We start from the raw sequence: 7364 nt of genomic DNA on the forward strand, positions 1-7364 counted from the left end.
GGCTCTCGGGATCGGTGGAGCGGGTCACGTTTCACAGCGAGGAGACGGGCTTCTGTGTCTTACGGGTCAAGGCACGAGGGCATCGGGAGTTGGTGGCAGTCGTCGGTACCGCGGCGGCGGTAAGTCCTGGGGAGTTTGTCGAGTGCCAGGGAGAGTGGACGAACGACCGAAACCACGGCTTGCAATTCAAGGCACATGAGCTGCGGGTGGTCCCGCCGAGTACCGTCGAGGGCATTGAGAAGTACCTCGGATCGGGGATGGTCAAGGGTATCGGCCCTCACTTTGCCAAAAAACTGGTGCAGGCCTTCGGAGCAGCGGTCTTCGACGTCATCGAGCACGAGCCTGAGCGGCTGACAGGGCTTGAGGGCATCGGTCCGAAGCGCAAGGACCGGATTACCGGGGCCTGGACCGAGCAGAAGGTCATCCGGGAGATCATGGTCTTCCTGCAATCGCATGGGGTTGGGACGGCGCGTGCCGTACGTATCTACAAGACGTATGGCGATGTGGCGGTCGCGCGGGTCCGGGAGAACCCCTACCGACTGGCACTAGACATCCACGGCATCGGCTTCAAGACGGCGGATAGGATCGCCCAGCGCCTTGGGATCCCGAAGGACTCGCTCATGCGTGCGGAGGCTGGTGTCCGGCACGTTCTGCAGGAGCTCTCGGGTGATGGGCACTGTGCGGCGGTGCATACCAGTCTCGTCGAGATGTCGGAGAAGCTGCTCGAAATCCCTGCAGCGACCATCGAGGAGGCCATCGCGGCGGAGCTTGTGGAGGAGAACCTTGTCGAGGAGGCGATCGAAGGGCAGCCCTGCCTCTTTCTCACACCGCTCCACCGTGCCGAGATCGGAGTCGCGCAGCGCCTGCAGGCACTGCTCGGCTGCGCCCCACCTTGGGACCGGATCGATCCCGATAAGGCCATCCCCTGGGTGGAGGAGAAGACGGGACTCGTGCTGTCGCCATCGCAACGGACCGCCGTCGCCGAGGCGGTGAATGGCAAGGTCACCGTGATCACCGGCGGGCCCGGTGTTGGGAAGACCACGGTGGTCAATAGCCTCCTGCGCATCCTGCGCGCCAAGGGCGTAGAGGTGCTGCTGTGTGCCCCGACCGGACGAGCCGCCAAGCGGCTCTCCGAATGCACGGGGCTCGAGGCTCGCACCATTCATCGCGTCCTGGAGTTCGATCCCAAGGCCCACAGGTTCAAGCGGGGACTGGAGCATCCCCTCGAAGCGGATCTGATCGTCCTCGATGAGTCCTCCATGGTCGACGTCGTGCTCATGAACCAGCTCCTGCGGGCCATGCCGACGACCGTCGCGGTGCTCCTCGTCGGGGACGTCGATCAGCTCCCCTCGGTCGGGCCCGGCGCGGTGCTCGCCGATATAATTGCCTCCGGGCACATCCCCACCGTGCGGCTCACCGAAATATTCCGTCAAGCGGCGGCATCCAAGATCGTCCTAAATGCCCACCGCATCAACCAAGGACAGATGCCCTTACGGAGTGAGGAGGGCGACACGTCCTGCGATTTCTATTTCATTTCCGCCGAAACCCCCGAAGAGATTGGTGAGAAACTGTTTCATGTTGTCACCGAACGGATCCCTAAACGCTTCGGTTTCGATCCCCTGCGGGACATCCAAGTGCTAGCCCCGATGAATCGCGGGGGCTTGGGTGCCCGATCGCTGAACATCGAGTTGCAGAAACGGCTCAACGCCTACGCCGAACCCAAGGTCGAGCGTTTCGGGGGGAGCTTTGCACCGGGCGACAAGGTCATTCAGACCGTGAACAACTACGATAAGGAAGTATTCAACGGTGACATCGGTACGGTAGCACGCGTGGACCTGGAGGAAGGGACACTGTTCGTCAACTACGAGGGTCGGGAAGTCGCCTATGAGTTTGGGGAGCTCGACGAGGTATCGCTCGCTTACGCGGTCTCCATTCACAAGAGCCAGGGCTCGGAGTACCCGGCGGTCGTGATCCCACTCGCGACCCAGCATTACATGCTGCTCGAGCGAAGCCTCCTCTATACGGGGGTGACACGCGGGCGCAAGCTCGTGGTCATCGTGGGACAGCCCAAGGCCCTCGCCATCGCGGTGCGTACGGTACGCTCGGTACGACGACTGACTCATCTTGCCGGACGGTTGTCGACTCTCCCCCGCCTCATGTGGTGCGCTTGAGCAGCGGCCCGAGATCCGTGAGCGAGCGGGTATTGAGCACGTCGTCCTTGGAGAGCCAGCCGCGCCGCGCCTGACCCACACCGTACAGCAAGTTGTCGAAGTCCTGCACGCAATGGGCGTCGCTGCTGATCGCGACCAGCACGCCCTCGTCCCTGGCGAGCTGACAATGGATGTCGAGCAAATCGAGGCGATTGGGGTGCGCATTGAGCTCCAAAAAGCAGCCCCGCTCCCGCGCATGACGGATGATTCTCAGCATATCTACGTCATAGGGCTCGCGCCCATCGAGCAGACGGCCCGTCGGGTGCGCGAGGATGGTGAAGTGCGGATGATCCATGGCGCGGAGGATCCGCTCCGTCTGTTTGGTCCGCGAAAGAGTGAACTGGGAATGCACCGCGCCGACCACGAGGTCGAGCTCGCCCAGTACCTCGTCCGGCAAGTCCAGACGCCCTGCCTCTAGAATATCGACCTCGACGCCCTTTAAGACCGTGACGCCCCCGAGCTCGGCGTTGAGCCGGTCGATCTCGGCGATCTGCCTGCGCAGCCGCTGCGGGTCGAGCCCGTGCGCAACCGTGAGCCGGCGTGAATGCTCGGTGATGGCGAGATACTCGAGGCCCCGGGATGTCGCCGCTTGCGCCATCTCCTTGAGGCTGTGGTGGCCATCGGTCGCCTTGGTATGGGCGTGCAGATCACCCTTGAGATCCCGCAGCTCCACGAGCACGGGCAATTTTCCGGCTTGCGCCGCCTCGATTTCGCCGCGGTTCTCTCGCAGCTCCGCTGGGATCCAGGGGAGGCCGACCGCCCGATATACCGACTCCTCGGTGTCGCTGGATATCCGGCGCCGGCCCGCGAACACGCCATACTCGCTGATTTTGAGCTTCCGCTCCTGGGCACGGCGGCGGATCTCGATATTGTGTGCCTTCGACCCGGTAAAGTACTGAAGGGCGGCGCCGAAGGACTCCACGCCTACCACCCGCAGGTCCACCTGCAAAGCGCACTTTAGGATGACGGTCGAACGCGTGCCGCCCTTGGCAACGATCTCCCGGACTTCATCGTAAGCCACGAAATGATCCATCATGCGCTGCGCATCGCTGGCGTTCGCCAAGATATCGATATCCCCCACCGTTTCACGGCAGCGCCGGTAGCTGCCTGCGACGATGACCTCTACCGCTCCCGGGCCCTTCTCGAGGTATTCCTTGAGCGGTTCGGCATACTGAGCCGCGATGGCGAGCTTGAAGCGGGCCGGCGTATCGAGGTGTTTCCCGGTCGCCTGCAGGATCGCGGCTTCGGTCTTCACGCCAAAGCCTGGCAGCTCCCGTATACGGTGATCGAGCGCGGCGCGTCCGAGTTGCTCCAAGGTTTGCACGTCGAGCTCGTGATAAAGGGTACGAACGCGTTTCGGGCCGAGACCCGGGATCTGAAGGAGTTGTGTGACGGTGGGCGGCATTTTCTTCCGTAGCTTCTCGAGCGCCTGGCACCTACCGGTCTCGACTATCTCCCTGATCTTGGCAGCGAGATCCTCGCCAATGCTCGGCAGCTCGCTCAGGTTTTCGCCTTTCGCAACCATGTCTGCCACCGGCACGCCCATGGCCTGGAGCTGGCGCGCGGCATTGCCGTAGGCGCGAATGCGAAACGGGTTTGCGCCTTCGATCTCCAGCCGATCGGCGATCTCCTCGAAGAGCGCGGCGAGATCTGCGTTATGGACCGGCATGTGGAACGCGCGCAGCCTCTCGCCCGCGGCGCTCGTCGACGGTGGCGAGGAGGGCCAGGCCAGCGATAAAAAAACCCGCCGTTGCGAGCAGCGCAAGCCGGTGATCCCCGCGAGACGCCTGCGTGATCACGCCATAGCTCATGGGGCCGATGACGGCGGCGAGCTTGCCGGCAAGCCCCCACAAACCAAAAAACTCGGCAGACCGTTCGGGAGGGGAGAACTGCCCGATGAGCGCCCGCCCGGCCGACTGACTCGATCCCAGCGCGATGCCGATGAGATTGGCCACGACCCAGAACCCCATGCGGTCCTCAATCGTATAAGCGAGCACGAGGGCGGCGATCCATACCAATAACGTGGCGGCCAGGGTAGGCACCGAGCCGAACCGATCCTGGAGGAACCCGAAGCCGAGCGCGCCCGCCGCCGCCGTGAAGTTGACGACGAGGACCATCCAGAGGGTCTCTTGCATGCCAAACCCCATGACTTCTTGCGCGTAGATCGCGGCCAGTACCACCACGGTATTGACGCCGCAATAGTACACGGCGAGCGTCACAAGAAAGCGAAAAAGATCCCGGAAGTGGCGGGCTTGCCTGAGCGTCTGCCGGACGCGCTCGAAGCCGATGCGAGCATAGCTTTCACCGGAAGGGACCATCCGAGGCCGCGCGCGCTCGCGTAACCAGAGAAATGTCGGGATCGCGGCGGCGGCGAACGCCACGGTGGTGATCCACAGCGTCACCGGGACATACTGCGTGATCGTGTGATGCTGCGCCTCGGCCCATGAAATATAGGCGAGGCAAAGCCCGAGCACCAAGAGTCCGCCGAGGTACCCGAGCGCCCAGCCGTAACTTGAAATCTTGCCCATCTCCTCGGGCCGCGCGACCTCAGGTAGAAACGACGCGATCAGGTTCTCCCCCGTAGCAAACATGAAGCTTGAAAGGATCACGAGAGACATGCCAAGCCCCACCTCCCCCTTGCCGACGAGTCCGAGCATCGCCGTGAACAGCACGCAGCCAACCGTACTCCAGGCCAGGAAGCGTTTCTTACACGCTTTGAAATCCGCTACTGCCCCGAGCACCGGGGCGCTCAAGAGCACCAGGAGGTTGGAAACACCCATGGCGATGGTCCAGAGGAGCGTGCCGGTTCCCGGCGCGTAGCCCATTTCCCTGCCGGCCACTGTTCCCACGAAATAGGCATTGAAGATCGCGGTCAGCACGACCGTCGTATAACCGGAGTTCGCGAAGTCGTACATCGCCCAAGCGACGATCTCACGCCGGGATGCGGCAGGCGCGTCCGCCCGCGGGCCACGAGGCTCAGTGTTCTCTTCTCGTATTGCTGGCATGCGGAATATTGGCGCGAACGAGTTTATGTGCGTAGTCGCGGATGATAGCACAATTCGTCTCGCTGCGCGGTAATTCCGATGAAGCTGAAGGCCCCCCGGGCGTCGAAGGGAGTGATGTCGGTAAAGGGCTGTGTCAACACCTGCCGCGCAATGATGGACTCCGACGGGAAGCCTGCCTACGGGCGGAAAATACTCCTCAGGGGTTGCCCCAGTGAGGTTCTGGTACTCAGGCGCGGCTTGCGCCAGCAGTCCGACGCTGCGCAGCCTCGGGACCGTGCTCTGGCGCTGGATGATGCCCAACATCAGCGTCAGCCTCGGGAGCCTGAAGCGATGCGCCCCGCTCTTAATAGTGCCGGCGTCGAGGCGATCCGGATATTCAAGCGAAACGGCAGTGCTCTCCTTCTCGGCGATCCATTCGGCGAACTGAGGAAACTGCATGAGGTAATTGCGGTCAATTTTCCCGGGCCTTTGTTCGGCAACTTTCTTTCCAAGCTCTGTAATGACGTAAAGTCCTCTTTTTGGCCGGTCGAGCAGTCCAGCGAGATACGGGTCGTAGCAGGCCCAATTCGTGCGAAACCGAAGACACAGGCCGAACAATCGATTGCAGTGACACAGACGCCCAATGAAATAATCGAGGCGGCACACAAGAGTCTCCGGGCGGCGCTTCGTTCAGAGGTACTCGACGTGATTCGGAAAATGGATCCGTATCGATTTGAGCAAGTCGTCGTGGACGTATTGGTCGCAATGGGTTACGGGGGATCTCGGGAGGAGGCCGCTCACGTGACGCAGAAGCAAAGGATGAGGGCGTGGAAATGAGGGCGTGGACGGTCTGATTAATGAGGACCGCCGGGAAGGAAGGTCATGACCCGATGACTGAATCGACGGTCAGAGGTGTTCCCCCTGCGCGTGCGCCTGAGAGGGCCGGGTGTGCCAGCGGGACGCATTCTCCTCTCCGACCTGGTGAAGTTCGGCCGCCAGCTCCAGACCGCCGTCGACCGCGTCGCTCGCGTGCTGAGCGGCGAGGCGGTGAGCGCGCGGCCCGGTCGCAGGCCCGAGCACCTCCGATCAGCCTTTGCACTGGAGGTCGTGGCCATCGAGCCAGGCGGCTTCGAACTCGCCCTGGACTTCCGCCGGGACCAGACGGCGCTGCCCGGGATGGACATGGGCGAGACCGCACTCGCGGCTGGGGCGAGGGCAAGCTGGCCAAGCTCAAGGAGACCGCAAGTCCACAAGCCCGCGTAGTTGCGGGTTTTTCATGTCCGTAGCGCCCAAGACTGTGCTAAGGCTGGCGAGGGGCAGGACAAGCGAGCCGCCGCGCGCTTTGCCCTGCTGGCGCTGGCCGGGGAGGTGGCAACCCGGGGACGCCGGCGGCAAGCGGTCAACCCCGCACGCATCGGCGGGCGGCTGGGTCCGCCTCTACACAATCCGCGCCGACAAGCTGGAGGTCGATCATGGGGCTTGAGGGGCTGCTGGCACGACTGGAAGGCCGGGCTGTTACACCTGTTACACCTGGCCACACGGGTGGTGTAACACAGAAAGGCCTTACAAAACAAGCATGTTAGACTGTTACACCTGTTACATCAGAAAACGTAGAGGGTAGGTCAAATTCCAGTTTCGGCGCTGCCGGGGCGCCCGAAGCCCGGTTTGCTACGACAAGGAAGCCTGCACTCTCCCCGAGGCCCTTGTCCCCTCGCCCCCGCGGCCGAGGCCCGCCGTCAGAAGGTGCTCGCCGTGCCCAAGGAGACCGCCGACCTCCGCGAAGCTTTCGAAGAGCGCGCCGGCATCTTGCAATACGACGCCGGCCTACCGAGCCCCGATGCCGAGCTGGAAGCCGCGCGGATCACGGCGACCTACGCCCGGAACCGGGGCTACTTGGGCGTCCCTGCGCAGGCGCTTGCGGGCTAGCCCGAGCTGCTGTCCCGGGTGCCCGACAGGCCCGGTACAGCGGACGCCCCGCCCCTGGGCGTGGCCAGGCTCGTCGTGCTTTGGAATAAGGGTAAGGATATGCCACAATTACGCTTTATTGGTGAAGTACCAGCGTTAATTGAACACCCAAGTTCCAGCGTTAGTTGAACACTCGGAGTGTGGATTGGGTTAGTGCATCATTCTTTCTGTAATTTTGTTGGTGAGCCTGTGGAGCTTGTGGGCG

At 62.8% G+C, this 7364-nt stretch carries 6 protein-coding genes; 4 read left to right on the forward strand and 2 right to left on the reverse strand.

Going from position 1 to position 7364, the window contains the following annotated elements; translation table 11 throughout:
• The coding region (locus M3461_21950) for an ATP-dependent RecD-like DNA helicase (protein MDQ3776818.1) at positions 1-2171 on the forward strand (2171 nt) is incomplete at its 5' end.
• Here M3461_21950 and polX read toward each other — a convergent pair.
• Complete coding sequence (gene polX, locus M3461_21955) at positions 2155-3879, reverse strand: DNA polymerase/3'-5' exonuclease PolX (protein ID MDQ3776819.1); 1725 nt, start codon at positions 3877-3879, stop codon at positions 2155-2157. The two genes, M3461_21950 and polX, sit on opposite strands and share 17 nt — an antisense overlap.
• The gene (locus tag M3461_21960) at positions 3866-5125 is read right to left on the reverse strand and encodes an MFS transporter (GenBank protein MDQ3776820.1); all 1260 of its coding nucleotides are present in this window, start codon (positions 5123-5125) and stop codon (positions 3866-3868) included. Before M3461_21960 ends, polX begins: the two co-directional genes overlap by 14 nt.
• Positions 5126-5293: 168 nt before the next feature.
• Between M3461_21960 and M3461_21965 the strand changes: the two genes are divergently transcribed.
• The 3 genes from M3461_21965 to M3461_21975 all read left to right on the forward strand — a co-directional run bounded on the left by M3461_21965 (position 5294) and on the right by M3461_21975 (position 7120).
• On the forward strand, positions 5294-6031 hold the full coding sequence (locus M3461_21965; GenBank protein ID MDQ3776821.1) for a hypothetical protein: 738 nt from the start codon (positions 5294-5296) through the stop codon (positions 6029-6031).
• 75 nt (positions 6032-6106) lie between these two features.
• Positions 6107-6457: a hypothetical protein gene (locus M3461_21970; protein ID MDQ3776822.1), complete on the forward strand. Its 351-nt coding sequence runs from the start codon at positions 6107-6109 to the stop codon at positions 6455-6457.
• 489 nt (positions 6458-6946) lie between these two features.
• On the forward strand, positions 6947-7120 hold the full coding sequence (locus M3461_21975) for a hypothetical protein (GenBank protein ID MDQ3776823.1): 174 nt from the start codon (positions 6947-6949) through the stop codon (positions 7118-7120).
• Positions 7121-7364 lie beyond the last annotated feature (244 nt).

Source organism: Pseudomonadota bacterium (genome assembly GCA_030860485.1).
GTDB lineage: Bacteria > Pseudomonadota > Gammaproteobacteria > JACCXJ01 > JACCXJ01 > JACCXJ01.

Coding starts and splice junctions, on each gene's coding strand:
- polX (MDQ3776819.1), bottom strand. CDS start 3,879: ATGCCGGTCCATAACGCAGATCTCGCCGCGCTCTTCGAGGAGATCGCC.
- M3461_21960 (MDQ3776820.1), bottom strand. CDS start 5,125: ATGTACGACTTCGCGAACTCCGGTTATACGACGGTCGTGCTGACCGCG.
- M3461_21965 (MDQ3776821.1), top strand. CDS start 5,294: ATGAAGCTGAAGGCCCCCCGGGCGTCGAAGGGAGTGATGTCGGTAAAG.